Raw genomic sequence first — 26354 nt, forward strand, 5'->3', positions numbered from 1 at the left:
GATCCATCGTTTGCACCCGCGCGCGCAGCTGTATTACTCTCTTCCTCCATCTGATCTACAGCGCAGTAAGGTTGTTATGACTTCTATTCCACGTCCCGAAAAAATTTCACTCGCTAACTTACCCACACCACTCCGGCCTCTGGACAGGTTATCGGAACGGCTTGGCGGCCCGCGAATATGGCTCAAACAGGATGAATTGACGGAGCTGGCCTTGTCCGGGAATAAGGTGCGCAAGTTGGAATTTGTATTGGCGGATGCATTGCAATCCGGCGCAGATACGTTGTTGACGTGTGGCGGAGTGCAGTCCAACCACTGCCGTGCGACCGCTTTAGCGGCTGCCAGGCTCGGGCTTGATTGCCACTTGATCTTGCGCGGGCCAATGGAGAGGGACAATGACGGTAATTTGTTGCTGGATAACCTGGCTGGGGCGGAAATTACCGTGTACGACGGTAGCCAGTTTGTTCCGCATTTCGATCAAATTCGTGATCACTGGCTGGCGCATTATAAAAGCAAAGGTAAAGTTCCTTATTTTATCCCTATGGGCGCGAGCAACGGTGTCGGGTTGTGGGGCTATATCACCGCCAGCGAGGAATTGTATGAACAAACGCAAACCGAAGGGTTTACGCCCGAGGTAGTTGTTTGTGCAACAGGATCTGGCGGCACTCAGGCCGGGCTGACCTTGGGCTGGCATCTGCTCAATAGGCGTACTCAGGTTCAGGCCTATGCTGTCTGCGATTCCGCAATCTATTTCCAGCAGAAAGTGCTGACGGATGTTGCCCACTGGCAACAACGCTATGGCTCGCTGCTTAGTGGTTCGGTTACGGGGAATATTGCTAAAGAACTCTCTGTCCACACCTCGGAAGAATATATTGGACCGGGGTATGCCCAGGGCTACCCGGCACTTTACGAATCAATGACGCTTGCCACCGAATTGGAAGGGATATTGCTCGACCCTGTGTACACGGGGAAGGCATTTCATGGAATGATCGAAGATATAAAACGCGGGAGCTACCAGAGCGTGAAAAATATTGTTTTCGTCCACACGGGGGGTGTGTATGGGCTTTTCCCACAAAGAGTACATTTTAATAATCGCGCGCGCGTTTGCACTTGGCCGGAGGAATAAATGACCGTTTTTTTGAATTCGATTTCATCGGTGGTTTGGGGGCCACTGATGTTGGGATTGATCCTCGGTGTCGGGCTTCTGCTCACTTTACGGATACGTTTTATATCGTTGCGAAAAATTCCTTACGCGTTTAAACAGCTGTTGTCTGGAAGGCAGCCAGTCGGAGAGGGCACCATTGCGCCATTTAATGCGTTAATGCTGTCGTTGTCGGCCACCATAGGTACCGGAAATATTGTGGGGGTTGCAACCGCGATCGGGTTGGGTGGGCCGGGCGCGCTTTTTTGGATGTGGTGTAGCGCACTCTTAGGCATGGCTACCAAGTACGCTGAAGCAGTATGCGCGGTGCACTTCAGAGAAAAAAGCATCACCGGCAATCATGTGGGTGGGCCCATGTACTATATCCGTAAGGGTTTAGGACAACGGTGGGCACCCTTGGCCATTTTATTTGCGATCTTTGGCGCTTGTGCCGGGTTTGGCATAGGCAATATGGTACAGGCTAACTCCGTCGCTGATGCCCTGCAGAATTCGTTTGGTTTGGCGCGTTGGGTGACTGCTGGTGCGCTAGTGGTGCTGGTAGGGGTAGTGCTGTTGGGAGGCGTGCAGCGTGTCGCGGATGTAGCTAAGCATCTGGTGCCGGTGATGGCGATCAGTTATGTGGCTGCTGGTTTAATTGTGGTGGTGGTTAATATTGCGCTGGTCCCTGAAGCTCTGAGTTTGATTCTGAAAAGTGCGTTCACTCCAGTGGCGGCGCAGGGAGGGTTTGCAGGTGCGGCCGTTGCGCTGGCAATACAAATGGGTATCGCGCGCGGCGTGTTTTCTAACGAAGCGGGCTTGGGCAGCGCACCAATGGCCCATGCGGCGGCGGCGACAGACAACCCGGTACGGCAGGGTACTGTCGCTATGCTCGGTACATTTATCGATACTATTATTGTGTGCTCGATCACCGGTTTGGCGATCATCGTGTCTGGTGCCTGGGCTGGAGAGGCGAACGGGGCGGCGATGAGTCAGGCGGCGTTTGACAGCGTGTTGCCCTACGGTGACAAAATTGTCTCACTCGCCCTCGTGGTGTTTGCGTTCACCACAATTTTGGGCTGGAGCTACTATGGTGAGCGATGCGTAGAATATTTATTTGGCCCCAAAGCCATAACGCCTTTTCGCGTACTTTGGGTGCTCGCGATTCCGGCAGGAGTGTTTTTAAGTTTAAAGGTCGTTTGGATTCTAGCGGATATTCTCAATGGCCTTATGGCAATTCCGAATCTTATCGCATTAATTTTATTGTCGGGTCTCGTTGCCAGACTCACGCGCGAATATTACGGTAAAACCTCGAAATAACGGGGCCAGGAGTGTGAATCCTGTGGCCCTTGTTTGACATTCTGCTGCCACGGGCGGATAGTTCCGACGAGAACTCAGCCTGTTCAGCGGATGCAAACCTCGTTTACTCGCCATATTTCGGCGGTGTGTTGTAAATATTGGAACTCGTCGCTTATTAAGGCGTTCTTATACAGGCCCTAGAAATCACAACACTTGCCATCGCGGTAGCAACATATTTTTCCTTATGCAGACTCCCAGACCTCAAAAACTAGTTATTGCGATCTCATCCCGCGCATTGTTTGATCTTGCTGAAAGCCATCAGGTATTCGAGTCCGAGGGCTTACAGGCGTATTCCGAATATCAGATTGCGAACGAAGACAACATTCTCGCACCAGGTGAAGCGTTTGGTATGGTGAAAAAGTTTCTTCGGATTAATGAGCGTTTGGACACTCAGCGAGTGGAAGTAATACTTTTATCGCGCAACAGTGCGGATACCGGCTTGCGGGTGTTCAACTCGATTAACCACTATGGATTAGACATCACACGTGCCGCGTTCACAGGCGGGTCCAGCCCTTACCGTTATATTTTGCCATTTAACGCGCATCTTTTTCTCTCCACCGACGCCGACGATGTGGCTCACGCGCTTGAGCACGGCGTTGCTGCAGCGACACTGATGACAACCTCTAAACCGGCTTCCGAAAACGAACAGCTTCGCTTCGCCTTCGATGGCGATGCCGTTATTTTTTCGGATGAAGCAGAGCAGGTATACAAAGCGCAGGGGTTGGCTGCGTTTGCGCAAAGTGAGCGCGACGCGGCGAAGACACCGCTGAGTGGTGGCCCGTTTAAATCGTTTCTGGCGGCGCTCCATGGGCTGCAGGATGAATTTAAAGGGCAAGAGTGTCCAATCAGAACCGCGTTAGTCACTGCCAGATCTGCCCCGGCACATGAACGGGTTATACGCACACTCCGAGCCTGGAATATTCGAATTGATGAGTCACTGTTTTTGGGTGGCCTGAGTAAAGGGGCATTCCTGAAAGCGTATGGCGCCGATGTTTTCTTTGATGATCAACAAATCAACTGTGAATCCGCGAGCGGCCATGTCGCTACCGGTCATGTCCCTCACGGAATTGCGAACCGGCCCGCGTTAGTGGGCTCCAATGGGGAAAAAAGCGAACTTAATACCGATAACCAGCAAAATCACAGCTAAGATTGGTTGTAATACGGTATTTGGAATTTTCGCTGCCAACTTCGCACCCAAGTGCACCGCTGGCACCGAGCCCAGCAGCAGCCCAAACAACAGGTTGAAATCCACATTGTCGTTCCAGAGGTGCCCCAGACCCGCAATAAGGGTCAGTGGGACCGCATGAGCGATGTCGGTACCAACCACTTGGAGGGCGGGAAGCCTGGGATACAGCAGCAATAATAATGCAGCGCAAAATGCACCCGCCCCAACAGAAGACAGCGTGACAAAAATTCCTAATAAAACGCCGCTGGCAAAGGTGACGAGTGTGCTTTGGCGATGAAACCATGTGTGTGGTTCTTCGCCTGTGCCTTGTATGCGCTTTTTAAAGAACACCACTACAGACGTCATAATCAACATAAAGCCCAGGCTATGGGTAAGAAACGGGCCGTAGTCAAATGATTCTGGGATGAGATAGCGCAGTGTAAGGGTGGTTATGAGAGACGCTGGGATGCTTCCCGATGCGAGCGTCAACACCAACTTCCAGCGCACTGTGCCCTGCCTGTGGTGAGCATGCATTGCGCCGGTTTTGGTAACTGCGGCGTACAGGAGGTCCGTCCCAATGGCGATCTTCTGAGGAACGCCTGAGAGAATCAGGATAGGCGTCATGAGTGAGCCGCCGCCTACACCAGTTAGGCCAACAGCCAGACCCACACCAGCGCCGGCGAAGATGTAGAAAATTAAATCCATATTAGGGCGGAAAATTGTGAATCTGACTGCTAAATTACAAATACGGGTAGCAAATATAGCTATTTATAACTATTCTTCAAAAGAATATTTAATTCTATTTTTATAATTGTTCTGGTGAATTATCGTCATGTGTTCTAAAGAACGGCTATATTTTGAACTACGGTTATCTAAGACTGCCGCCATCTGGAGGGCACAATGAAACTGCAGTAGTTGCGCTACATCTGGGAAGTTGCTCATCACGAATTAAATGTGTCAGCTACCGCTCAGAGTTTATACACATCTCAGCCGGGAATCAGCAAACAGATTCGCCTGCTGGAAGACGAACTCGGCGTGGAGATATTTTCGCGAAGTGGTAAGCACCTGACGCGGATAACCCCCGCGGGTGAGGCGATACTTCGCACAGCCGGCGAAATTCTCCGCAAGGTAGAAAGCATCAAGCAGGTCGCCCAGGAGTTTAGTAACGAGCGAAAGGGCAGCTTATCGATTGCAACCACCCACACACAGGCCCGCTACGCGCTGCCCAAAGTGATTTCTAGCTTTATCGACAAATACCCGGAAGTTGCCCTCCATATGCACCAGGGTACGCCGATGCAGATTTCCGAAATGGCGGCAGATGGTTCGGTGGATTTTGCCATAGCCACTGAAGCGCTTGAGTTGTTCAGCGACCTGATCATGCTGCCCTGTTATCGCTGGAATCGCTGTATTCTGGTGCCACGCAACCACCCCTTGTGCCAGGTATCACAGCTCTCTCTGGAAGATGTCGCTAAGCATCCGATCGTGACTTACGTGTTCGGGTTCACTGGCCGCTCCAAGCTGGATGAAGCCTTTATGGAGCGTGGCCTTGCGCCTAAGGTTGTGTTCACTGCTGCAGACGCCGACGTTATCAAGACGTACGTGCGCTTGGGGTTGGGTATCGGTATTGTCGCGAAGATGGCGTACGACGAGGATGTTGATACCGATCTGGTGGCTCTGGATGCACGACACCTGTTCCGCTCCAGTACCACAAAAATTGGTTTCCGCCGCGGGACATTCTTGCGCGGCTTTATGTATGAGTTTATTGAAGAGTTTGCGCCACACCTCACTAAGGATCTGGTAACAGAAGCCTTCAATCGCCACTCCAAAGTGGAGCTGGACGAGCTGTTTAAACATATTGAGTTGCCTGAGTATTAGCCTCAACTCTGATTAAGTTAGCACCAAAAAAGCCGGGAATTTCCCGGCTTTTTTGGTGCTAAGCTAGCTTGTTGCTCAGCTCGATAAACTTGTTAACCTGTTTATAAAAAATCCAGGTCGTCGTTGTTTTCCATGATTTCTTTGAGTTCGTCTTTCTCTTCAGTTTTTTGGTTTAACACTTCCTTCACGAACTTCATATACACGGTATACACCAGCGGTGCGGCACCGTCTTTCTCCACCACAAAGAATGGTGCGCGGTCGACGTCGAGCTTTTTGGCCAACACCATACCGTCGCTTTCAGGGTCACGCTCGTCGGCAGTGAGGATTGTGTCGATCTGAGCAATCTGCCCTGACGATTCAAGCTTTTGCAGCACATCACCACATTTCTTGCACGGCGAGCCATCAGCGAGAATTTTTTTTACCAGAGTAATTTTCATAATCGTATCCCGTTTAATTGTTAAATCCGTTATCGGGGCGGTCCGGGTGGAATGCAAGCTTAGCGGTGCAGTCCGCATTCTTTCTTGGTTTCTTCTTCCCACCACCAGCGACCCTCGCGCTCGTGTTGACCTGGGCCCGTGGGCCGGGTGCACGGTTCGCACCCGATCGAAATAAAGCCCTGATCGTGCAGCTTGTTGTAGGGCACGTCATTGCTGCGGATGTAGTCCCACACTTGGGCAGACGTCCAGTTCACCAGGGGGTTATATTTGGCAAGCACTTCTTCAGGGCGGGAGAAAGCGCGGTCATGCTGAACAACCGGAATGTTCGCTCTTGTGCCTGGGCTCTGGTCCTTGCGTTGCCCTGTAATCCAGGCATCCAGGGTAAGGAGCTTTTTGCGCAGCGGTCCAACTTTGCGAATAGCGCAACACTCTTTATGTGTGTCCTGATAGAAGCTGAACAACCCTTTTTCGTTGACGAGCTGTTGAACGGCGGTGGCGTCGGGAAACAGGATTTGTAGATCAACATCATAGTGTTGACGTACTTTGTCGATAAACTCGTAGGTCGCGGCATGCAAGCGGCCAGTATCCAGACAAAATACCTGGACGCCTGGTTTTATACGGCTGGCCATATCGACAAGTACGACGTCTTCAGCACCACTAAACGAAATGGCGATATTGTCGTGTTCTGCCAGTGCGTGTGCCAGGATTTCCTGTGGGGATGCGGCTTGCAGGTTGCTGTCCAAGTCTACGAGATTAATGGTGTCGTTCATAAATCAACCAATATGTGGTGTTCTCAGCGTAAGGCGCGCAAGAATACCAGAGCCTTCAGGTGTTTAAAAATACTGAGCGACGCTAAGCTTATAACGCCTGCTTATCGAATTCGACGCTTTGATAACATTCCGAATAGTATGCATGTTGAGGTGATGGGTGGATCAAGTGTTACTGAAGAGGCTGTGTGGTATGAATCCTTCGTTTTGCTGGACCGTTCTGCTGGACAGTCGCGCAGTTTAGCCTGTAGATTTGCCGCCTGAATTTTATAATGACAATAGCCTTATAGAAGGAGTGAAGTGTGGAACTAGCGTGTCTTGACCTTGAGGGAGTCCTTATCCCTGAAATCTGGATTGCCTTTGCTGAGAAGACCGGCATCGACGCCCTTAAAGCGACCACCCGCGATATCCCTGACTACGACGAACTGATGACCATGCGGCTAAAGGAGTTGGATAAAGCCGGACTGGGCTTGAACGAAATTCAGGATGTGATTTCCACGCTCAACCCGTTGCCGGGTGCCGCAGAATTTCTTGATTGGTTGCGCGCACGCTTTCAGGTGGTGATTCTGTCAGATACTTTCTACGAGTTCGCGGGTCCGCTCATGGCACAACTGGGTTACCCCACCTTGCTATGCCATAAATTGACTGTTGATAGCACCGGTAAGGTCGTCGATTATAACTTGCGCCAGGCCAACCCCAAGCGCCAGGCGATTTGTGCGTTTAAGAGTATCTACTACCGCACCATTGCAGCTGGAGATTCCTACAACGACACAACGATGCTGGCAGAAGCTGATGCAGGTATCCTGTTTAGTGCGCCGCAAAACGTGATTGACGAATTCCCGCAATTCCCTGCGGTGCACACGTATGACGATCTCAAGCAGGCGTTTATCAACGCCAGTATTCGGGATCTGGAGTTATAGGCCATGTTTTATCCGCTGGAGAAGCTCGCCAAGCTGCATGACGGTTATCAGAAGGCGTTTGTGCTGGAAAGTCACAGCTTGTTGCTTTTACAGATGGATGGACAGCGGTACCTCATTGAGAACCGCTGTCCGCATATGGACGTTCCATTGACCACCGCCGAACAGCTACCTGCCGGGGGTTTGCGTTGCCGGGCCCACGGCATCGCTTTCGATCTGCCCTCTGGCAAAGCACAGGGTCCACTTGCTAATCAGCTGGATTGCTTGAAGCAGTTTCCACTTGCCTACGACGGCGATACGCTGGGTGTTGAGCTGTAAATTTTGCTCGCGCCGGTGCACGCCTGTATAGCGCTAAGCACGAAACCCCAAGGGTCTAGATAAAAATTGTTGTCAAATTGGGGTCGCTACTGCTGTTGTAGTTCCATAACCGGTCAAACTCGTCCAGCTGATGTCGGCACTCTGCAGGGGCGCGGTAGTTCACGAAGCCGTTGTAGCTCGCCTCATCATTCAGGAATGCGATACGCTGACGATCTGCGATGGCGTAACCGTGATCAGGCGCTGAAATATCGGCATTGATCACCTTAATCTGCAACGTGCTCGGTAGTCGTTGAATCAGTCGTACCAGTGGATGGCTTACACCCTGCAGTGGTTTGCTGTCTGCAATCAAGATACGAATTTGCGAGTTAGCGCTGTGCCGCGCTAGCGCAGAAACCCCCTCTAGCACGTCCTCATTTGCCCATACCGCCGGCGTGAGATTTGCGCATAGAATATCCAGGGTGCGACTCGCCGTGCGAGCAAGGGTGGCGACATGATGAGAGTAGTGCTTGGCGTCATGCAACCGATGGACGCTATCCTGATACACAGCCGCCAAAGCGTCGGCGGTATCGGGGAGACGCATAGTTCGGTGCGGTATCCCTGCGTCGTCAAATTCCGGGCCCTCAGCTTCGAAACCAAGCGACGCATAAAACGGAATGGCGCTCACCTGCGAGTGCAAAAAAGGTGCGATCCCATATTCTTCCAGCGCCTGGCGGACGATAAAACGCAACAGCTGGGAGCCATAACCGCCTCGGCGGTACGGCATGCGAACGGCCATTCGGCCAATTTGTCCAGCCGGTAAAAGACGCGCGCAGCCTATGGCTTCCTGTTCATTTTCGATCAAAAAATGGCGTGTTATGCCGCCACCGTCTTTTTCGTCAAGCTCAAGTTCTTCTGGCACCTGCTGCTCGTCGATAAAAACTTCCCGGCGAATAGCCGATAACAGCTGCGCGTCCGTATTCCAGAATGCTTCGCGCACAGTGTAGTTTGGTTTATTCATCATCTTCGCTGCTTATCAAAAATCCGGCGTCGGCAATTTGCACAACGACAGTTCGGTCCAGAGTATCGAGAGAATCCCAGTGGATGGGCTCGTAATTGCTAAGCATGACTGCGAGTTTGCGGCTGCAGTGCCATTTGGCGCCGTTGATAAATACCAAGCAACCGGCTTGTTCCTCAAAAAATGCGCAGCGAGCGAAGCGCGATAAGCGAGCCTGGCCAGCTTCCATTAAGTTGCGGTCGAATTCCTCGTCAAAGGTTTGGAAATGCGCGTCTGCCGTCGGGTTAGGCCGCGTCATGTATTCACCGAACCAACCTGCGAGCGCGGCTTTGTCGGTGCTGTACTGATGAATAATGGCCTGTACCTGCTCAATGCTCTGCTGCGAGATTTCACCGGGGAGCTGCTGCGGGCGTAGGCCCGGGTCCATATAGCGCATATCCGGGTTGGTGAACGATGCCATTTCTTCTGAAAAATCCAGTAACACTTCGGCATGGCTCGGCGCCCTGAAACCGATCGAGTAAGTCATACACTCGCCGTCGGCTTCGCCCCAATGGGCGATGTTGGGCGGTATATAAAGAAGGTCGCCGGGCTCCACAATCCAGTCTTCTACAGTGTCAAAATCTTGCAAAATTTTCATGTCCGCTGCGGGCAGCAAGGGGCTTTCGTGGGAGCAGCGTTGGCCAATCCGCCAGCGGCGCTTGCCTTGCGCCTGCAACAGAAAAACATCGTAGTAATCGAAATGTGGGCCGACGCCGCCCTTGTCGGCGGCGTAGCTGATCATAATGTCGTCCAGCCGCCAGTTTGGGATAAACCGAAACGCGTCGAGCAGCGCGTTGATTGCCGGGTCCAGGGCATCTGCGTGTTGTACCAATAGTGTCCAATGGGATTCTGGTAGCTGCGCGAAACGCTCCTCGAGCAGTGGCCCGTGTTCGACTTGCCAGTCGGATTCATCGCGTTGAACCACCAGGCGCGAAACGACATCGTCTTCAAGCGCTAGGCCGGCCAGCTCATCTGCGCTGACAGGGGCTTCGAAGTCCGGAAAAGCCTGGCGGATTAACAGCGGCTTCTTCTGCCAGTACTCGTTTAAAAACTGTTCAAAAGTAATAGTGCCAAGTTGCTGCAAGCGGAGCAACCCGGAGGAGGGGTCAGCCATAAATGGCTCCATAATCGGCTCGGAGGTATTCCCCCCGAGCGATGGTAGAAACTAAAGTCAGGCGCTGGCCTACTTGGTGGTTTTGATGGCTTCTGCCTGTGCCACGGCATTGCCGATGTAGGAGGCCGGTGTCATCGCTTTTAAGTGCGCTTTGGCGTCGGCAGGAATCTCCAGCGACTCGACAAAATCCTGCATCACTTGCTGGTTAATACTTTGGCCACGTGTGAGTTCTTTCAGCTTTTCGTAAGCGCCTTCAATCGCATAGCGGCGCATCACGGTTTGAATCGGCTCGGCCATGACTTCCCAGCTGTTATTCAGGTCGGCCCCGAGCGCTTGTTCGTTAATTTCCAGCTTGCTGATGCCTTTCAACGTGGAGGCGTAGGCGATCATGCTGTAGCCGAAACCAACGCCCATATTGCGCAGTACCGTCGAGTCGGTCAGGTCGCGCTGCCAGCGGGAAACCGGAAGTTTTGCCGCCAGATGACCAAACATGGCGTTGGCGAGGCCCAGATTACCCTCGGAGTTTTCAAAGTCGATAGGGTTAACTTTATGCGGCATGGTGGACGAACCCACTTCGCCGGCAATGGCTTTCTGCTTGAAGTAACCCAGCGAAATATAGCCCCATACGTCGCGGTCGAAGTCGAGCAATATCGTATTAAAGCGCGCGATACCATCGAACAGCTCTGCCATATAATCGTGCGGCTCGATTTGGGTGGTGTATGGGTTCCACTGCAAGCCGAGGCTTTCGACAAAGCTTGCCGCATTGCTCTGCCAATCAACCTCCGGGTAAGCCGACAAATGTGCGTTGTAGTTACCTACCGCGCCGTTAATTTTGCCGAGCAGTGGGACGCTGGCGATTTGATTGCGCTGGCGCTGCATGCGATAAGCCACATTTGCCAGCTCTTTACCGACGGTGGTGGGCGATGCAGTTTGCCCGTGGGTGCGCGAAAGCATGGGCACTGCCGCGTATTTTTCGGCAAGGGTGGTGATACTGGCGATAATCGCATCTATTTCTGGCAACAGCACTTGATCGCGGCCGCCTTTTAGCATCAACCCATGGGACAGATTATTGATGTCCTCAGAGGTGCAGGCAAAGTGGACAAACTCAGACACCGCTTCCAGCTCTGCATTGCCCTTGAACTTGCTCTTAATGAAATACTCCACCGCTTTAACATCGTGATTGGTGGTGCGCTCGATATCTTTAATAGCTTGTGCATCCGCCACATTGAAGTTGCTGACCAGGTCGTCCAGCAGGCTGTTGGCCGCAGCGCTGAGATTGGTGATTTCGTTAATTGCCGGGTGCGCCGCGAGGCACTGCAACCAGCGCACTTCAACCTCTACACGGCTGCGGATCAGCCCGTACTCACTGAACATCTCGCGCAGTGTGTCGGTTTTGGAGCCATAGCGGCCATCGATAGGGGAAACGGCGGTTAAGGAGGAAAGTTCCATACGAAATCTCTTTGAAATATCACGAAAAAATTAAGCGCGCTGCAGCAACTGCTCGGTTGCCGCAAGCATTTTGCTGCGGTAGAACAGCATATGCCAGCGGGTGCCACCGGCCTGACGCCACAGGGTAGCCGCGCGAATGGCTGCGAACAGCAAGGACCGAATTTGAGCGGCGACGCGTTCCTGTTGCAAATAATTAAATTCCCCGGTTACCTGGATACGGTAAGGGAATTTACTGATGGTATCGGTATAAATGTCGGCAATGTTGGACACCACATTGTCGTGGCTACAGCCAAAATGCTCGACTTGCTGGCTCACTTTCTCCAGGCGGTTACCAATAATGTAGAGCACGTCTTTGCGGCGTGCGAGGCGTTTTTGCAGTACCACCGCGCCCAAAACATAGCGCAAGATATCCGCGTTCCCGGGTGAGCGGTGGTCTTCCAGAATGTCTTTGAGTGTACTCAGTCCTGGCTGGACGGCATCCAGGCCACCAAAAACGTCTTCGGCGGAGCTCGGGTCTGTATTGATTAAGCTTTTTACTGCGGTTTCAAATACCTCTGTTTTCAGGTAGCCGGTTTTAGCCAGCTCCTCCACTTGGCGGGCGCATTGGGTCATGCCCGCTAGGGCAATTGCGATATTTCGCCAGGATTTTTGCAACAGAGAGCTCCTTGCCGGTCAGGAAATGGGATGATCGATGACACCGCCACCGAGGCACACATCACCGTCGTACAATACGATGCTTTGCCCTGGGGTGATGGCGCGTTGTGGCTCATCGAAAACCACCGTTATGGTGTCTCCACTCACCTTTTGCAAGGTGCAGCGCTGATCTGGCTGGCGGTAGCGGGTTTTCGCGTAGCACCTAAAGCCTTCTTCTTGCGGCTGATTGATCCAATGCATGCCGTTGGCGACCAGGGCTGTTTCCAGCAGCAGTTCATGGGAGCCGCCCTGTACCACGATAAGAGTGTTGTCGCTCAGGTTTTTGCGCGCCACGTACCAGGCATCCTCATGCGCGCCCGCAATGCCGCCAATGCCCAGGCCCTGCCGCTGGCCAATGGTGTAGTACATAAGGCCTTGATGGTCGCCCAGGATTTCGCCCTCGGGGGTGACGATTTTACCCGGCTGAGCGGGCAAGTAGGTTTGCAGAAAATCCTTAAAGCGGCGCTCGCCAATAAAGCAAATGCCGGTACTGTCTTTCTTGTTGTGGGTGACCAGGTCGTGCGCTTCCGCCAACTCGCGCACGCGCGGTTTTTCAAGTTCGCCAATCGGGAACAGTGTTTTGGCGAATGCCTTCTCTTCCACGGCATGTAGAAAGTAGCTTTGGTCCTTATTGCCGTCCAAGCCTTTACAAAGCTGCGTTTGTCCCGCTTTGTTGCGGGTTCTGGCATAGTGGCCCGTCGCAATGTAATTTGCGCCCAACTGCTCGGCATAGTCCAGAAACACTTTGAACTTGATCTCCCGATTACACAAAATATCCGGGTTAGGCGTGCGTCCGGCTTTGTATTCTTCTAAAAAATGCTCGAATACGTTGTCCCAATACTGTGTCGCGAAGTTCGCCGTGTGCAGCGGAATTCCGAGTTTTTGACACACATTGGCGGCGTCCAGCAGGTCTGTCATGGCCGTGCAGTATTCTGTGCCATCGTCCTCGTTCCAGTTTTTCATAAACAGGCCTTCAACTTGGTAACCTTGTTGAAGCAGCAGGAGTGCGGAAACAGACGAATCGACACCGCCGGACATCCCGACGATGACTTTGGTTTGTGAAGCGGGCTTACTGGTGGCCATAAATCGTTTACTAGGGCGAAAAATGCAGAATTGTAATACACCCACATTATTGAGAACACCTTTAGTAATTGTGTACCGACTTGGTTGGTTACTGGCTTTGTGGAGTTCCTGGCCGGCCAGTGCAGTCGATACTTTAGCTCGCGAGGCAGTTGAAGCCTTCTGGCAGCGCACTCCGGCTCATCAGTTTATCGCAGGGAAAGATGGCGTAAGCCTGGCGTACAAGGTTATTCCTCGCTCAAATGCCCTTGGCAGCGTGGTGATTTTCTCCGGGCGTACGGAAAGTTTTGTTAAATACCAAGAGTTTGCGTACGAAATGGCACAGGCGGGTTATGCGGTGTACCAACATGACCACCGGGGTCAGGGTTTGTCCAGTCGCATGCTGGCAGATGGACGAAAGGGCCACGTTGTTGAGTTTGATGATTATGTTGTCGATGCGGACACCTTTATGCGTTCAGCGGCAGTAGCGGATGCGCCACGGCCGCTGTATTTGTTCGCCCATTCCATGGGCGGGGCGATTGCGATTCGCTACCTGGCAACGCACGACAACCCCTTCGCTGCGGTGGTTTTAGGGTCGCCCATGCTGGCGCCCAATACGGGTATTGCAGGAACTTGTCAACTGGCCCGCGCGATCGGTTATGCCTGCAGTACATGCGCTGCCACGGGGCACACGCCGACACCCTTCGCAAAAAATCGCCTCACCCACTCACAAACCCGGTTCAGCTGGAAAAATGAGGTGTACGAAGCCTTTCCTGGTTCAGCCTTAGGTGCGCCAACATTCGGTTGGGTGGCGCAGGCCTGCGAGGTACGTGAACAACTGCAAATGGATGCGGCGGATATTCGCGGGCCGCTGCTGTTGCTGCAAGCGGGGGACGATAAGGTTGTGTTGAATGAACCGCAAAATGCCTTTTGCGCGCGCGAAAATGCGGAAGGTAGGCTGGTATGCGATGGCGGAGCGCCTGTCGTTATAGACGGCGCACGGCACGAATTACTGTTTGAATCCGACGAATATCGCGCGCCTGTGCTCGAGATAATACGCGGTTATTACGCGAGCCACAGACCATCGGTAGAGTAAAGACTAGCTCGGCTGCTTGTATTTGTGGACTGAGTGAATGACGTAGTCGCCTTCGAAATACACCGTAAAGGCATCGTACTCCCAGTAGTATATAGGGGGCGTTCCTGTCGGGCCGTTCCGGCTGGCTGGGTTGCCAAATTTTGCTTCTACCTGGGACTTGGACAACCCTTTTTGCGGTACCGGCTGATTCCACTTTTCTGATGCGGCTGAGGCGTCTGGCATTTGCAGTGTGTCCGCCACAGCAACATCAACACTCAGAGCAAGCAGGCTCGACAGGACGGCGATTTTAACTGGGGTCATGAAATATCCTCGTTAGACCTTATTTCCATGCGGCTTGTATCCGCATTCTTTCTACTGGCTAGGGAGCTTGTTTTTGCGAGATTTGTGCCCGCAGAATTTGACGCGATAATTCTTGCCGATCTTTGTCGCTAATTCTGTGAAATCGCGCCGCAACCTGATATTGATCGCCTTTCGCCTCACAGCGAATGACTTTGGCGAAGACTACCACGGGAACATAGTTAGGCAAAAATATCATGCGAATTGCCAGGTAGTTACCTTTGTAGAGCGCACGATCCACGATGAAAGCGAGTCCGTCTTCACTCAAATTAATACGCGTTTTGGGTTTCTCGCGCGCTTTTTCTGTTTGGTGGAACAGCGCATGGCGGGCCAGAAGGTCGATCTTGCTGTTCACAATCTGCAAATAGTCGCCAATCAGCCTATTTTTTTCACTCAGAGCCCGTAACGTTTGGCTGGCATCGCGGTCCAAGCGTCTCAACTCGTTGATAATGCCAAGAGACACGGCATCGTCAAACAGAATTTCCGGACTATCGTGCTCCGCTGTATACGCGTCTACGACTTTGTGGTCAAAAATTACGTCGTGACTGATGCGGAAAAAATCCCGTTTCTCACGCGATCCTTGGTCTGCCTGTTTCTGCGTTAGCTCGGTCATTTTTTGTGCTTTTTCCACCATACATGTCTCACTAAGAATAGTAGACCTTGTTAGTTAGCGTTTTCTTCTGTTTAATCGCGCCATGATCGCACAGACTTCCCCATCATTACCGTTATTCATCGGTTTACGCTACATCCGCGCGAAGCGCCGCAACGGGTTTATCTCGTTCGTAAGCCTGTTTGCCCTTGGCGGAATGGCGCTGGGCGTATTTGCGTTGATTGTCGTTTTATCGGTAATGAACGGCTTCGATCACGAACTTAAGCAACGCTTACTGCGTGTGGTGCCGCACGGCTTTCTATCGACGTCAACGCCATTGCATAACTGGCAGGCGTTGGGCGAGAAAATCGCTAGCACGCCAGAGCTAAAAGCGTTCGCTCCCTATATTGAAGGGCAAGGTTTGCTTAGCTATGCAGGCAATGTCAAACCGATTCAGATTGAAGGTATCGATCCGCAGTACGAGTCTGCGATTTCGATTGTCAACCAATTCATGCTTGTGGGAGATATGGCCGAACTTAAGCCGGGAGAGTACGGCATTGTTATGGGCAGCCTGATTGCACGGTTTTTGGGGGTAACGACTGGAGACAAGGTGTCTGTAACCTTACCGCAGGTGTCTGTTACGCCTGCTGGAATATTCCCGCGCGCCAAGCGATTTACGCTTGTGGGGGTGTTTGAAGCTGGGGCACAAGTTGATCAGTATCTCACTCTTATTCATATAGACGACGCAAAAACCTTGTTTCGCACGGGCGGGGCGGTCGATGGGCTGCACTTGAAGTTTGACGATATCTACCGTGCTCCCGAAGCCGTTCAATCCCTGGCGAGCCGACTCGGCTCGGGCTATGTTGCCAAGGACTGGAGCCAAACACAGGGCAGCCTGTTTCAAGCAGTAAAAATGGAGAAGACGGTTGTCGGCCTGATGCTGGGCATTATTATCGCGGTAGCCGCGTTTAATATTGTGACTAGCCTGATTATGATGGTGGCGGAAAAGCGCGGCGACATTGCAGTGTTGCGCACACTCGGCATGTCGCGTTGGGACATTATTCGTATTTTTATGGCCCAGGGTATTATTTTGGGTTTGGGTGGCATCGCAATCGGCGCTGCTTTTGGTGTTGTAACCGCCGTGTGGCTGCCAGATGCGATGCAGCTGATAGAGTCTCTCACCGGCTTTCAACTGTTCGACCCCAATGTGTACTTTGTGGCTTATTTACCATCGCAATGGCAATGGCAGGACACCGTTTTGGTGTGTGCGATGGCGGTCGTCGTCGCTGTGCTGGCGACTATATACCCAGCTTTTCGAGCCTCCCAAATCGAACCCGCAGAAGCGCTGCGCTACGACCTGTAAATCTTATGACGAAAATTGTTCTGCGTTGCGAAGACGTTAAAAAAACTTATAGCCAGGGGCCGCAAAAAGTCGAGGTGCTAAAGGGAATAGAGCTGGATATCCACGAAGGTCAACAGATCGCCATTGTGGGCGCGTCCGGCAGCGGAAAGAGCACCTTATTAAACGTGCTGGGTGGTCTGGACCAGCCCGACACTGGAGTAGTGGAAATTCTACAGCGCGCTTTTTCCCAGTGTTCCGACAATGAGCGCGGCAAGATTCGCAATCAGTCTCTTGGTTTTGTTTACCAGTTTCATCATTTATTGCCTGAGTTTAGCGCATTGGAAAACGTTGCAATGCCACTGCTCATCGCAGGTCAAAAAATGGCAGACGCATCAAAAATTGCGGCGCAGATCTTACATCGTGTTGGTTTAACCGACCGTGCCGTTCACAAGCCAGCGGAATTATCTGGCGGTGAACGTCAGCGGGTCGCTATTGCTCGTGCTCTGGTAAATAATCCAGCCTGCGTACTCATGGATGAGCCAACGGGTAATCTGGATTCCGCAAATGCCGCCTCTATTCAAGCTCTGATGGCAGAGCTGAGCCAATCGTTGTCAACAGCATTTATTGTTGTGACTCACGACCTGGCGCTTGCAAAAACAATGCATCAGGTGTACGAGTTGGGTGAGGGTAGATTGGTTCGGGTTCATGGTTAACGCGCTATGCGATTTTCTTTTTTTGTAGGCTTCAGATACGCCGGAGCAAAACGACGCAGTCAGTTGGTGTCGTTTTTATCGGGTATGTCAGTCGCAGGTCTGATGGTGGGCGTCGGCCTGCTGGTAGCCGTGCTCTCAATAATGAATGGCTTCGACAGGGAAATGCGGGATCGCATTTTGGGGCTGGTGCCACAAGCGGCCGTATTCGAGCGGGATGGCATTGAGGACTGGCGTGCGGTAATGAAAACCCTGATGAAGGACAGCCGCATTGCGGGTGTAGCGCCGTTTGTTCAAGTAGACGGTTTAGCCAGTTATCGCAACAACACTGCTCCTGTGTTGCTGTATGGTATCGATCCAGCGAGTGAAACCAATGTGTCACGTATCCTGGAGTATGTGGATGAGCAAAGTCTCGCAGCACTTGATGCAAGCTCAGAGAACTTGCTTTTAGGCGCATCTTTAGCGGAAAAGCTCGGCGTAGAGCAGGGCAGTCGTTTGATGGTTGTAATACCGGATAGCCATGGCACCACCAGCGCGCCGCATATCGCCTACTTTAAAGTGAGTGCGCTGATTAAATCGAACACCGAGCTCGATAATACACTGGCGCTTGCGTCATTAGCTTCAGTTGCAACGCTCACGGGTAACCCAAGTACGGTTACTGGAGTTCGTTTGCGTTTACACAACATCTTTAGTGCCCCACAAACGGTGTACGAGAACCTGGTAAAGCTCGGCCCTGGATATTACGGTACGAATTGGACAAGGACACACGGCAACCTGTATCAGGCAATCCAGATGTCGAAGAATCTTGTCGGGCTTTTAATGAGTTTGATTGTCGCTATCGCGGCTTTCAATATAATCTCGACACTTATTATGGTTGTGGTAGATAAGCAGGGTGACATAGCGATACTGCGTACGCTGGGCGCGACTACCAAAACCATTATGATGATATTTGTAGTGCAAGGTACGTCGATTGGTTTAGTAGGCACCTTTATTGGTGTTGTCTTTGGTTGCGGCCTGGCGTTCGTAGCGCAGGACATACTTCAGCTACTGGAAGCCATTTTTCATGTGCAGTTTTTAAAATCTGACGTGTATCCGCTAACCTACCTACCAACAGAAATCAGACTGAGCGATATCGCCAGAGTCGCGTTTACGGCATTGAGTTTGAGCTTTTTGGCAACAATATACCCGGCCTACAGAGCTAGCAAAGTGCAGCCGGCTGAATCGTTGCGCTATGAGTAAACAGCTTGCAAAAGAAACGGGCTATAGCGCCCCTACGCACAATTGCTATACGACAACAGATCGTATAGCAAACTTCTGCTTGTAAAGACATTCTAAGGCTGAATCCGCGTTACGCTGCTTGGTTTGTCCCATAAATCATAGTTGTCTCTTTTACTTCTCCAGACACGCCAGTAAAATTAATACTCTCGCCGAGGTTTCCATCCAACGGACTCTGTAGCCCTCGTTCATGAATGCCCACGACATGCGTATAAATTTGCGTGGTTGATAAATCTTTATGGCCCAGTAATTCCTGGATGTTTCTTATGTCCGCGCCGGAACGTAACAGGTTAGTTGCGAAACAATGGCGAAATGTGTGGCAGGAGGCTTTTTTGTGTATAGCTGCAGCCACAATCGCCTTTTTAACCTGCCGCTGGACCTGCTGTTCGCCAATGTGATGGCGGCGGACAACCTGAGAGCGTGGGTCCAGTGCGCGCATATTGGCTGGAAATAAGTACTGCCAGCCTGGCTCCTTAGGTGCGTTCGGGTATTTCTTTGCGAGCGCAAACGGTAAATACACTTCGCCGAACCCTTCTAATAGATCTTTGGCGTGCAGAGAAAGCACAAATGTGCGTTGAGCCTGTAAGCCAGGGATAAGCGATTTTGGTAACAAGGTTCGACGGGATTTCATTCCTTTCGCTTCTCGCACCATAATGCACTGTTGTTCGAAGTCCACATCCTGTAACCGTAGACGCACCGCCTCCATAACGCGTAACCCGCTGCCGTACATCAACGAGCCAATGATTCGGTAAATGCCTGATAATTCACTTAATACTTTAAGCGCTTCTCGATGGCTAAAAACGACCGGCAATATTCTCGGCCGTGTTGAAGGCGTGAACGCTAATTCTCCAACAGGAACACCAAGAAATTTTTCGTATAAAAAGACAAGTGCGTTTAGCGCTGTTTTTTGCGTGTTTATAGAATAGCAGCGCCGAACCGCCAGATGGCTGAGGTAGCTATCAATACTGCCTTGCTCCAGCTCGGAGGGATGTGTGCGGTTATGAAAGCGAATGAAATCCGCTATCCAGTTACAATAAGTTTTCTCTGTGCGATAAGCCATGTGCCGAGCACGCATAAACTCTCGCAACTTATCCATAAATTTGACGGTTTTTTCCGGTAACCGATGAGGAATATCGTCCATAACTCACTCCTAAACTGTTTGTACATACAGTATTTCGGCTGGGTGTTCTTGTCAACCTATTAGTTTTGAGAGTTCTGGTATCGGTGGGCGCTGATCGTAGCTGATGCGTTGCTCGTCTAAGTGGCATCAGAGTTATTTGGCAACAGTGGCGTTTTCGAATGAGGACGTTTATTGATAGTTAATATGAATTGGTGGGGTGGGGATGATTGTTATTATAGATGGCCGCAAGTTGTCTATTAAATCTGTCGTTCTGATTCCAAAATTTTCCCAAATATCACAGTGAAAAAGAGGCCATATGTGAATATTTCTTGTAGACGTCGCACGAGCTTATTCGTTTAAATGGTTGTTTTATTGCGATAAACTCGGACATGCGACTAAAAAACGACCAAATACATCTTTCGTCCGGTTGTGTTTGCGTATCGATAGCTTGCATATCGGCTTTTGGACGTAGAATAAAATGTTAGACCAAACTAGTAATATATTTTTATCAGGAGAGCGATGACATTGATGATAAGGCGTATCGCATGGACATATCCTGCAATAGTAGTGTTAGCGGCATTTTTTTGGGGGAGTCTATCGCTTAAGTTAGATAGCATTATTGGGGAGCGGTACTACCTTTACGCTGGTGTGTTAATTTTGTTCGCGATGTTTATACAGCTGATTATCTTCACTGTAAGTGAAAATAGTCAGCTGCTACTAAAGCACCTTGGTAATCTAATTGGGTTTGGGTCAGTCGTAGTGTTTGTTATCCATGTCTCGCTGGCTTTACTGCTACTTATGCGGACGTAGTTTATGAGAGTAATGTCTAACAAGGTGTTCCTGTTGAAATTTTTTCCGTTGCTCCTTTTGTGTTTGGTAACACAAAAGGAGCAACGGAAAAAATTCAACAGAAGACGGCGTTATACGTCGCTGAGCCTTTAAATGAAACTCTGGCTAGTAGGCTTAGAGAAAGCCGCGAAACCGGGGTACGCAATGTTTAGTGTTGAGTAACGCCACCTTCGGTCGCGTTGTTAGTGGTGTGGCTTCGTTAGAGTCTGTACGAATCAAGCGGTAAAATAAAGTTGCATTCAGTTTTAGCTTGATCGCTGGTTGATCCTGGCAACTTTATTTCACCTAGTTTTGTGCAAGGTATGCGGAGTGTGCCTTTGTTTGAGGTGCTTAATCGTCGGGAATGTCGGCGTATTTGTGGTATGTAGGTTTAAAATGGGCACAGTCATTTTTCAGGCTCTTAAGCAGTTTCGTTGGGGTTGGTCGTGGTCGGAAGAGCAATGCATAACAATCAGCACCAGGTTCAGCCGCTACGCGGCTTGGACCTCCATTTCGGCGCTTTGCGCCTACATTACGGCCCCTGTGCTGGGCGTTATGAGCTTCAGGCAATGAAGAACCTAATTTTATTATTGATTTTTATCCCAGCATTTTGTTTCGCAACCGGTACACTGAAAGAGGTCTTTCTTTCTCATGTGTTAGCCGATAAGCTGGGGTTTTCCGTAAACGTAAAGCCTGAAGGTAGCGCAGTTGTGATTAAGCTAAAGGGGCCAACAAACAGCCCTTCAGGATGCCCAGCTTCGAGAAGCGGTGTCTTTTTGCTAGGGAAAAATGGAGAGGAATTGCTCGTATATATTACGGAACTGGAAAAGGCAAATTCAACGCCGAAAGCGGTGGGCTATTACACTTCAAGCGAACACACTATGGGCGTTTTTATAGACTATATCTGTACCGGTACGAAAGCTTTTCAAAGCATTCGGTATTCAGTGCAATCAATTAATGCGTGGGGCTCATAACAAATTGCTGCACACGGACACATACTGCTACGCTCGTTTTTGTGTACGTCGCTGCGCTCAATATACACAAAAACGCTCTCCGCAATACGTGCCGGTGAGCAAAGCGTTATGGTTAAGCACAGATGAAAAGAATAATATTTTTTGTTGGCCTATTTTTATCGGTGGCAGCTTATGGGGATTGCCCAAAAGTCTCTACTGATATAGAAACTTTAATAGCTCAACATGCAAGTGGAATGCGAGGCGTTGAATACTGTAGTGCTCGGCAAGTTGTGAAGGATGAGAGAGTTGAAATTGTTTTGTACACCATTGAAGGGCCGTGCTATGAACGGGAAAAGTCTCCACCTGGTAGCTGTGGGAATCATTTTTTCCGTTCCATGGTTGGTGTAATTGACGGAAAAAAATACGAGAAGGTTGTTGTTGGTGGTAAAGGAGTGTTTCTAACCGAGACAATAAAAATTGAAGGTGAAACGGTCATACTGGAAGGTTTGTCCTATTCGAGCTCAGATTCAATGTGCTGCCCGAGTGTATCTAGTTCGCGTAAATACAAATTTGAAACTGGTTCTTTTGTCGAGGTAAAACCATAACAATCAGCATCAGGCACAGCCGCTATGCGGCTTGGACCTCCATTTCGGCGCTTCGCGCCTACATTGCGGCCCCTGTGCTGGGCGTTATGCGTCGCTGAGCCTTTAAATGAAACTCTGGCTAGTTTGCATTGAGAAAACTACGAAACCGGTGGTGCACAATATTTAGTGCTGAGTAACGCCACCTTCGGTCGCGTTGTTAGTGGGGTAGCTTCGTTAGAGTTTGTACCAATTAATCGGTCAAATAAAGTTGTATTGGTTCGTAGTTAACTTGCTAGGTGATTAGGGCAGCTTTATTTCACCTGGTGTTGTGGAAGGTATGCAGTGCGTGCCTTTGTTTGAGGCGCTTAATCGTCGGGAATGTCGGAGTCGTTTTAGTCTGCAGGTTTTAAATGGGCCTGTCATTTTGCAGGCTCTTAAGTGGTTTCGTTGGAGTTGGTCGTGGTCGGTAGCGCAATTCATAACAATCAGCACCAGGCTCAGCCGCTGCGCGGCTTGGACCTCCATTTCGGCGCTTCGCGCCTACATTGCGGCCCCTGTGCTGGGCGTTATAAAGCTCCGAAAACGTTAACTTTGAAGCGCTATTTTTTGGGCAAACGCTGTGGGGTAGTTTGGTATTTGGTGCCTCAAATTAGAGCTTTGCTTGGTTCAAGTTATAGGGTTCTTAATGTGGTTCTGGCTCTCGGAGCGCGAGTCAGCTTCTAGTTGGTACCGGTTGTTCTATTCGCATTCGTTTGGGTTTTGTACATAATTGGTAGTTTTGCGCGGTGTTCTCATCGCACATTTAAAGTGATTAGTTTTTTTAATATGTCGCAGAGTCTTTTGGTCGCAATAGTTTGGGTTTTTCGCGTAAGCTGTTATAACAATTACAGCCACCAGACCCACACTGCTATGCTTGTTTTTGTGCATTCGCTGCGCTCATTATTGCACAAAACCAAGCTCCACAGTGCGGGCAGGTGCTGTAGGCGTTATGCGTCAGATAGAGAAGGGTTCACATTTTGAAATCTAAAGATAGTTTGCTATCAAATTTTTATCATGAGGGATCATGGATAGATGAAGGATCAAATATATTTATTTGGAACCTTTCTGTAAAACAAGATTATGTTAACGTTGCTGAGCTAGTAGAAGAGATCATAGAACTAGAGTTTTTGCCAGACGAGAAGTTGGCATTATATATACATACGGCTGCAATTGGAGCAACAACCAAAATAGGAGCCGAAGACGCTGTTCAGTGGCTTGCAAACTTAAAAAGGTGGGCAACCACAAAATTGTAAATATGGTTCTAAAGATAGCTCGAAAATCGCATAACAAAGTTATCAACCATCGCCCGCTAGCGGGCTGGACCTACACTACGTTGCTTCGCTTGTGGTTTAACGCTACGCTACCACAAACAAACCAACTACGTTCCGGCCGGTTATAACGGCGTTAGGCGTAACGTGCAAAAGATGACATCAGTATTTATCGATCAGTGCATTATTAGTGATGGAGATATATTAACTGGTGAAAGACGAAATGGGGTAATTGGCTATGTTAGAAAGGAACCTCCGAAGGAAAACTGGAAAAGAGAGCAGTTTGAGTATTTGCCTACAGTTTCTGAGTTAGCTGAAACCGGAAAAATTGAATTGTTCAGATACCTGGAATTAGACTTTGAAGATTGGAAGAGAGTAGGTTCATTTCCGTCGAATAAGCTTGGAAAGCTCTTCGAGACTAAAAAAATGAAGCTCGTTAGCGCTGCAATCGAGAGATCCTATTTTTTTCAATCTTCATTAGAAACGCATCTAGAAAAAAGTAGAGTTATCGAATTTTGTCGCTGGCTCAACACTCCAAATCTAGAAGATAAAATACTTGGATCAAAGGCCGCTGATAAACTACCAGAGCAAATGAAGAGCAATGTCACTCAGCTAGAAAGGTATCGGGTTCTTTGTAAAAATCTATCTGAGTCTCAGCGAATAGATGCATTTCACTTTTGGAGCGCTGAAATTGCGGGTATTGATTACTTTCTAACAACCGATAAGAAATTTGTAAATGCTATGCGTATTACCAATAAAGTGAAATCGTCTTGTAGTCTTGTTTTTCCTTCGGAGCTCAGTAATATTTTAGATTGTGGAGAGAAATCAAAATTTAAATACGAGCTTGGTGTATTTTATGGTATAGCGGGTAATCGTTTATATGTATGAGCCTAACAAGTTTGTCAACAGGACATTTTTTGCTACGCTCCGTTTTGCGGTGGCTTCGCCACTTTACCGCAAAACTACACTACACAAAAAATGCCTGTTACAAAGGCGTTATAAAGCGTCGAAAGCTCAATTCTGAAGCGCTTGGTTTTTAGTAGACGCAGGCGAGTAGCAGGGGATATATCGGCTTAAATAAGAGTTTCACTTGCTGTAAGTTGTAGGGTACTTAATGTGGTTCTGGCCTCGGGGAGCTAGCCAGCTTCTAATTGGTACTGGTTGCTCTTTTCGCGGTCGTTTGGGCTTTGAAAATAATTGGCAATTTTGCGCGGTGTTCTCATCGCACATTTAAAGTGAGTAGTTGTTTTTAAAATGTCACAGGGTCGTTTGGTCCCAATGATTTGGGCTTGTCGCGTAAGCTGTTATAACAATTACAGCCACCAGACCCACACTGCTACGCTTGGTTTTGTGCATTCGCTGCGCTCATTATTATTGCACAAAACCAAGCTCCACTGTGCGGGCAGGTGCTGTAGGCGTTAAGCATCACGAGTTATGGAGATCGAATATTGCTGGAGAGTTGGTAAAGAATTGCCAATGCTAAATGAAGAAGAATGGGCTCAATTGAGCCCATTGCTCTCCGACACTGTAAGAAAAATTAAAGCTTACCGAGCAGAGCATGGGTGTGATATTCCTACAGCGAGGGCTAATTGTGATCCTAGGGCGGTGGCTAAGTTTGAAGAGCTTACCGGGCATAAGAATATTGGCTACGATGTTATGTTTTATTTAAGGCGAAGTAGCTATGGGCCAAAATGTAGTAGTTGCGGAAAATTGTTTCGTACGCCAAAGGCAAAATTATGTGCATCTTGCGGTCAAAAATTGGAGTCAAATGCTTAACAAGTTTGTCAACAGGACATTTTTTGCTACGCTCCGTTTTGCGGTGGCTTCGCCACTTTACCGCAAAACTCCACTACACAAAAAATGCCCTTTACAAAGGCGTTATAAAGCGTCGAAAACGTTAATTTTGAATCGCCATGTTTTGGTTAATCGCTATCGGGTAGCTAGGATTTGGTGGTTCAAATTAGAGCTTTACTTGCTGCAAGTTGTCGGGTTCTGAATGTGGTTCTGGTCTCGGAGTACGCGGTAGCCGCAAATTGGTACCGGTTGTTCTTATCACGGTTGTTTGGCTTTAACAAAGAATTGGCAATTTTGCGCGGTGTTCGCGCCGCGCATTTAAAGTGTGTGGTTGTTTTTTAATATGTCGCAGTGTCTTTTTGTCGCAATAGTTTGTGTTTTTCGCGTAAGTTGTTATAACAATTACAGCCACCAGACCCACACTGCTACGCTTGATTTTGTGCATTCGCTGCGCTCATTATTGCACAAAATCAAGCTCCACAGCGCGGGCAGGTGCTGTAGGCGTTAGTTGCGTATGAAAAGGTATATCGTTCTATTTATTATATTCGTAGTATCTGCTTGCTCTGAAGGTATTCAAATTAAGGATGAGGATATAGTTCCTTGGTTTGAGTCAAACAAGGAAAAGTTAGAGCAGTTGGTTTCGGTATTTCAAGAAAATCGATGCATAGAGCGTGTCGAGCTATCATCAATGGAATTTATAAAGCAGGCTTGTGATTCAGAAAGCGAGAAGAGTGATATCGAGAAAATAAAATCCATATTGCGTAGCCTGAATGTTGTACTTGCCACTTCATATAGAAGTGCAGATGGTGACTTTAATGTTTCTATACTGTTGTATAGAGATCGCCCTGATTCAGAAAATAAGAGTAGCTCTGTTTCAGTAGAGTATTGGAGTAGTCTGCCTGCTAGGTGGAAAGAAAACATTGGGTGTGAGTTGTTCGTATCGCTACCCTATAAATCATGGTATGTGTCTTACTATCCGGGGATAGTGGGCTGCAACTAACAAGGCGTTCAACCTGACGCAAATTTCGGTGCGCCTTTTGGGTGGCTGCGCCACTTTATCCCAAAAGTCACCCCAAAATTTCCGCAGGTTAACGCGGCG

The 26354-nt window shown here is 49.6% G+C and carries 27 protein-coding genes; 16 read left to right on the forward strand and 11 right to left on the reverse strand.

What is annotated here, in order from left to right; genetic code table 11:
* The first annotated feature begins 76 nt into the window (after positions 1 to 76).
* The 3 genes from TERTU_RS07695 (at position 77) to TERTU_RS07705 (ending at position 3641) form a co-directional block, all read left to right on the forward strand.
* A complete protein-coding gene (locus TERTU_RS07695) occupies positions 77 to 1123 on the forward strand; it encodes a D-cysteine desulfhydrase family protein (RefSeq protein ID WP_015820700.1) in 1047 nt (348 codons plus the stop codon).
* Positions 1124 to 2455 (forward strand): alanine/glycine:cation symporter family protein, encoded by a 1332-nt coding sequence (locus tag TERTU_RS07700; RefSeq protein ID WP_015819324.1) that lies wholly within the window; start codon positions 1124 to 1126, stop codon positions 2453 to 2455. It abuts the gene before it with no gap.
* A 223-nt stretch (positions 2456 to 2678) separates the two neighbouring features.
* The gene (locus TERTU_RS07705; RefSeq protein ID WP_015818477.1) at positions 2679 to 3641 is read left to right on the forward strand and encodes a 5'-nucleotidase; all 963 of its coding nucleotides are present in this window, start codon (positions 2679 to 2681) and stop codon (positions 3639 to 3641) included.
* On the opposite strand, the gene TERTU_RS07710 is transcribed toward TERTU_RS07705, so the two are convergent.
* Entirely contained in the window at positions 3579 to 4364 is a 786-nt protein-coding gene (locus tag TERTU_RS07710; protein ID WP_018016024.1) for a sulfite exporter TauE/SafE family protein, read from the reverse strand. The two genes, TERTU_RS07705 and TERTU_RS07710, sit on opposite strands and share 63 nt — an antisense overlap.
* A 210-nt stretch (positions 4365 to 4574) precedes the next feature.
* Here TERTU_RS07710 and cysB point away from each other — a divergent pair, with 210 nt between their 5' ends.
* Positions 4575 to 5534 carry an HTH-type transcriptional regulator CysB gene (gene cysB / locus TERTU_RS07715; protein WP_015820943.1) on the forward strand — a complete coding sequence of 320 codons (960 nt, stop codon included), beginning with the start codon at positions 4575 to 4577 and terminating at the stop codon, positions 5532 to 5534.
* A 101-nt stretch (positions 5535 to 5635) separates the two neighbouring features.
* On the opposite strand, the gene TERTU_RS07720 is transcribed toward cysB, so the two are convergent.
* Positions 5636 to 5971, reverse strand: a complete 336-nt coding sequence (locus TERTU_RS07720) for a hypothetical protein (protein ID WP_015818022.1) — start codon at positions 5969 to 5971, stop codon at positions 5636 to 5638.
* Between the two features lie 59 nt (positions 5972 to 6030).
* Complete coding sequence (locus TERTU_RS07725) at positions 6031 to 6741, reverse strand: phosphoadenylyl-sulfate reductase (protein WP_015817294.1); 711 nt, start codon at positions 6739 to 6741, stop codon at positions 6031 to 6033.
* A 299-nt stretch (positions 6742 to 7040) separates the two neighbouring features.
* Here TERTU_RS07725 and thrH point away from each other — a divergent pair, with 299 nt between their 5' ends.
* Positions 7041 to 7658, forward strand: coding sequence for a bifunctional phosphoserine phosphatase/homoserine phosphotransferase ThrH (gene thrH / locus TERTU_RS07730; RefSeq protein WP_015816867.1), 618 nt, complete (start codon positions 7041 to 7043; stop codon positions 7656 to 7658).
* Positions 7659 to 7661: 3 nt separating this feature from the next.
* Positions 7662 to 7973 (forward strand): Rieske (2Fe-2S) protein, encoded by a 312-nt coding sequence (locus tag TERTU_RS07735; RefSeq protein ID WP_015819203.1) that lies wholly within the window; start codon positions 7662 to 7664, stop codon positions 7971 to 7973.
* Positions 7974 to 8028: 55 nt separating this feature from the next.
* Here TERTU_RS07735 and TERTU_RS07740 read toward each other — a convergent pair whose 3' ends face one another.
* From TERTU_RS07740 to mnmA, 5 genes are all read right to left on the reverse strand, one after another.
* The gene (locus TERTU_RS07740) at positions 8029 to 8973 is read right to left on the reverse strand and encodes a GNAT family N-acetyltransferase (protein WP_015820920.1); all 945 of its coding nucleotides are present in this window, start codon (positions 8971 to 8973) and stop codon (positions 8029 to 8031) included.
* Entirely contained in the window at positions 8963 to 10120 is a 1158-nt protein-coding gene (locus TERTU_RS07745; RefSeq protein ID WP_015818037.1) for a cupin domain-containing protein, read from the reverse strand. Before TERTU_RS07745 ends, TERTU_RS07740 begins: the two co-directional genes overlap by 11 nt.
* A 69-nt stretch (positions 10121 to 10189) precedes the next feature.
* Complete coding sequence (gene purB, locus TERTU_RS07750) at positions 10190 to 11569, reverse strand: adenylosuccinate lyase (protein ID WP_015818598.1); 1380 nt, start codon at positions 11567 to 11569, stop codon at positions 10190 to 10192.
* Between the two features lie 30 nt (positions 11570 to 11599).
* Positions 11600 to 12223, reverse strand: coding sequence for a high frequency lysogenization protein HflD (gene hflD / locus TERTU_RS07755; protein WP_015819137.1), 624 nt, complete (start codon positions 12221 to 12223; stop codon positions 11600 to 11602).
* An 18-nt stretch (positions 12224 to 12241) separates the two neighbouring features.
* Positions 12242 to 13345 carry a tRNA 2-thiouridine(34) synthase MnmA gene (gene mnmA / locus TERTU_RS07760; RefSeq protein WP_015819800.1) on the reverse strand — a complete coding sequence of 368 codons (1104 nt, stop codon included), beginning with the start codon at positions 13343 to 13345 and terminating at the stop codon, positions 12242 to 12244.
* 22 nt (positions 13346 to 13367) lie between these two features.
* Between mnmA and TERTU_RS07765 the strand changes: the two genes are divergently transcribed.
* A complete protein-coding gene (locus TERTU_RS07765) occupies positions 13368 to 14417 on the forward strand; it encodes an alpha/beta fold hydrolase (RefSeq protein ID WP_015820051.1) in 1050 nt (349 codons plus the stop codon).
* A 3-nt stretch (positions 14418 to 14420) separates the two neighbouring features.
* Here the strand turns inward: TERTU_RS07765 and TERTU_RS07770 are convergent, their stop codons facing one another.
* Both TERTU_RS07770 and TERTU_RS07775 read right to left on the reverse strand, forming a co-directional pair.
* Positions 14421 to 14717 carry a hypothetical protein gene (locus tag TERTU_RS07770; protein WP_015820752.1) on the reverse strand — a complete coding sequence of 99 codons (297 nt, stop codon included), beginning with the start codon at positions 14715 to 14717 and terminating at the stop codon, positions 14421 to 14423.
* A 58-nt stretch (positions 14718 to 14775) separates the two neighbouring features.
* Positions 14776 to 15387 carry a PilZ domain-containing protein gene (locus TERTU_RS07775; RefSeq protein ID WP_015817452.1) on the reverse strand — a complete coding sequence of 204 codons (612 nt, stop codon included), beginning with the start codon at positions 15385 to 15387 and terminating at the stop codon, positions 14776 to 14778.
* 61 nt (positions 15388 to 15448) lie between these two features.
* Between TERTU_RS07775 and TERTU_RS07780 the strand changes: the two genes are divergently transcribed.
* From TERTU_RS07780 to TERTU_RS07790, 3 genes are read left to right on the forward strand one after another with little or no spacing between them, the layout of a single operon-like run.
* Positions 15449 to 16705 (forward strand): lipoprotein-releasing ABC transporter permease subunit, encoded by a 1257-nt coding sequence (locus tag TERTU_RS07780; protein ID WP_015820152.1) that lies wholly within the window; start codon positions 15449 to 15451, stop codon positions 16703 to 16705.
* 5 nt (positions 16706 to 16710) lie between these two features.
* The gene (lolD, locus tag TERTU_RS07785; RefSeq protein WP_015817021.1) at positions 16711 to 17397 is read left to right on the forward strand and encodes a lipoprotein-releasing ABC transporter ATP-binding protein LolD; all 687 of its coding nucleotides are present in this window, start codon (positions 16711 to 16713) and stop codon (positions 17395 to 17397) included.
* 6 nt (positions 17398 to 17403) lie between these two features.
* The gene (locus TERTU_RS07790) at positions 17404 to 18633 is read left to right on the forward strand and encodes a lipoprotein-releasing ABC transporter permease subunit (protein WP_015817627.1); all 1230 of its coding nucleotides are present in this window, start codon (positions 17404 to 17406) and stop codon (positions 18631 to 18633) included.
* 109 nt (positions 18634 to 18742) lie between these two features.
* On the opposite strand, the gene TERTU_RS07795 is transcribed toward TERTU_RS07790, so the two are convergent.
* Positions 18743 to 19810 carry an integron integrase gene (locus tag TERTU_RS07795; RefSeq protein ID WP_015819678.1) on the reverse strand — a complete coding sequence of 356 codons (1068 nt, stop codon included), beginning with the start codon at positions 19808 to 19810 and terminating at the stop codon, positions 18743 to 18745.
* 1268 nt (positions 19811 to 21078) lie between these two features.
* On the opposite strand from TERTU_RS07795, the gene TERTU_RS07805 reads away from it, so the two are divergent.
* The 6 genes from TERTU_RS07805 to TERTU_RS07840 all read left to right on the forward strand — a co-directional run bounded on the left by TERTU_RS07805 (position 21079) and on the right by TERTU_RS07840 (position 26255).
* Positions 21079 to 21591 carry a hypothetical protein gene (locus tag TERTU_RS07805; protein WP_015819166.1) on the forward strand — a complete coding sequence of 171 codons (513 nt, stop codon included), beginning with the start codon at positions 21079 to 21081 and terminating at the stop codon, positions 21589 to 21591.
* Positions 21592 to 21713: 122 nt separating this feature from the next.
* Positions 21714 to 22175 carry a hypothetical protein gene (locus TERTU_RS21705; protein ID WP_143876275.1) on the forward strand — a complete coding sequence of 154 codons (462 nt, stop codon included), beginning with the start codon at positions 21714 to 21716 and terminating at the stop codon, positions 22173 to 22175.
* Positions 22176 to 23170: 995 nt separating this feature from the next.
* Positions 23171 to 23446 carry a hypothetical protein gene (locus TERTU_RS21710; RefSeq protein ID WP_041590112.1) on the forward strand — a complete coding sequence of 92 codons (276 nt, stop codon included), beginning with the start codon at positions 23171 to 23173 and terminating at the stop codon, positions 23444 to 23446.
* A gap of 171 nt (positions 23447 to 23617) precedes the next feature.
* On the forward strand, positions 23618 to 24349 hold the full coding sequence (locus TERTU_RS07830) for a hypothetical protein (protein WP_041590113.1): 732 nt from the start codon (positions 23618 to 23620) through the stop codon (positions 24347 to 24349).
* 546 nt (positions 24350 to 24895) lie between these two features.
* Positions 24896 to 25237, forward strand: coding sequence for a hypothetical protein (locus TERTU_RS21980; protein ID WP_147429627.1), 342 nt, complete (start codon positions 24896 to 24898; stop codon positions 25235 to 25237).
* 532 nt (positions 25238 to 25769) lie between these two features.
* Positions 25770 to 26255 (forward strand): hypothetical protein, encoded by a 486-nt coding sequence (locus tag TERTU_RS07840; RefSeq protein ID WP_015819113.1) that lies wholly within the window; start codon positions 25770 to 25772, stop codon positions 26253 to 26255.
* Positions 26256 to 26354 lie beyond the last annotated feature (99 nt).

It is taken from the genome of Teredinibacter turnerae T7901 (assembly GCF_000023025.1).
Lineage (GTDB): Bacteria > Pseudomonadota > Gammaproteobacteria > Pseudomonadales > Cellvibrionaceae > Teredinibacter > Teredinibacter turnerae_B.

Bases quoted from the DNA above. Each gene is read 5' to 3' on its own strand.
- TERTU_RS07695 (WP_015820700.1), top strand. From the start codon at position 77: ATGACTTCTATTCCACGTCCCGAAAAAATTTCACTCGCTAACTTACCC.
- TERTU_RS07700 (WP_015819324.1), top strand. From the start codon at position 1,124: ATGACCGTTTTTTTGAATTCGATTTCATCGGTGGTTTGGGGGCCACTG.
- TERTU_RS07705 (WP_015818477.1), top strand. From the start codon at position 2,679: ATGCAGACTCCCAGACCTCAAAAACTAGTTATTGCGATCTCATCCCGC.
- TERTU_RS07710 (WP_018016024.1), bottom strand. From the start codon at position 4,364: ATGGATTTAATTTTCTACATCTTCGCCGGCGCTGGTGTGGGTCTGGCT.
- TERTU_RS07720 (WP_015818022.1), bottom strand. From the start codon at position 5,971: ATGAAAATTACTCTGGTAAAAAAAATTCTCGCTGATGGCTCGCCGTGC.
- TERTU_RS07725 (WP_015817294.1), bottom strand. From the start codon at position 6,741: ATGAACGACACCATTAATCTCGTAGACTTGGACAGCAACCTGCAAGCC.
- TERTU_RS07735 (WP_015819203.1), top strand. From the start codon at position 7,662: ATGTTTTATCCGCTGGAGAAGCTCGCCAAGCTGCATGACGGTTATCAG.
- TERTU_RS07740 (WP_015820920.1), bottom strand. From the start codon at position 8,973: ATGATGAATAAACCAAACTACACTGTGCGCGAAGCATTCTGGAATACG.
- TERTU_RS07745 (WP_015818037.1), bottom strand. From the start codon at position 10,120: ATGGCTGACCCCTCCTCCGGGTTGCTCCGCTTGCAGCAACTTGGCACT.
- purB (WP_015818598.1), bottom strand. From the start codon at position 11,569: ATGGAACTTTCCTCCTTAACCGCCGTTTCCCCTATCGATGGCCGCTAT.
- mnmA (WP_015819800.1), bottom strand. From the start codon at position 13,345: ATGGCCACCAGTAAGCCCGCTTCACAAACCAAAGTCATCGTCGGGATG.
- TERTU_RS07765 (WP_015820051.1), top strand. From the start codon at position 13,368: ATGCAGAATTGTAATACACCCACATTATTGAGAACACCTTTAGTAATT.
- TERTU_RS07770 (WP_015820752.1), bottom strand. From the start codon at position 14,717: ATGACCCCAGTTAAAATCGCCGTCCTGTCGAGCCTGCTTGCTCTGAGT.
- TERTU_RS07775 (WP_015817452.1), bottom strand. From the start codon at position 15,387: ATGGTGGAAAAAGCACAAAAAATGACCGAGCTAACGCAGAAACAGGCA.
- TERTU_RS07780 (WP_015820152.1), top strand. From the start codon at position 15,449: ATGATCGCACAGACTTCCCCATCATTACCGTTATTCATCGGTTTACGC.
- lolD (WP_015817021.1), top strand. From the start codon at position 16,711: ATGACGAAAATTGTTCTGCGTTGCGAAGACGTTAAAAAAACTTATAGC.
- TERTU_RS07790 (WP_015817627.1), top strand. From the start codon at position 17,404: ATGCGATTTTCTTTTTTTGTAGGCTTCAGATACGCCGGAGCAAAACGA.
- TERTU_RS07795 (WP_015819678.1), bottom strand. From the start codon at position 19,810: ATGGACGATATTCCTCATCGGTTACCGGAAAAAACCGTCAAATTTATG.
- TERTU_RS07805 (WP_015819166.1), top strand. From the start codon at position 21,079: ATGCATAACAATCAGCACCAGGTTCAGCCGCTACGCGGCTTGGACCTC.
- TERTU_RS21705 (WP_143876275.1), top strand. From the start codon at position 21,714: ATGAAAAGAATAATATTTTTTGTTGGCCTATTTTTATCGGTGGCAGCT.
- TERTU_RS07830 (WP_041590113.1), top strand. From the start codon at position 23,618: ATGACATCAGTATTTATCGATCAGTGCATTATTAGTGATGGAGATATA.
- TERTU_RS21980 (WP_147429627.1), top strand. From the start codon at position 24,896: ATGGAGATCGAATATTGCTGGAGAGTTGGTAAAGAATTGCCAATGCTA.
- TERTU_RS07840 (WP_015819113.1), top strand. From the start codon at position 25,770: ATGAAAAGGTATATCGTTCTATTTATTATATTCGTAGTATCTGCTTGC.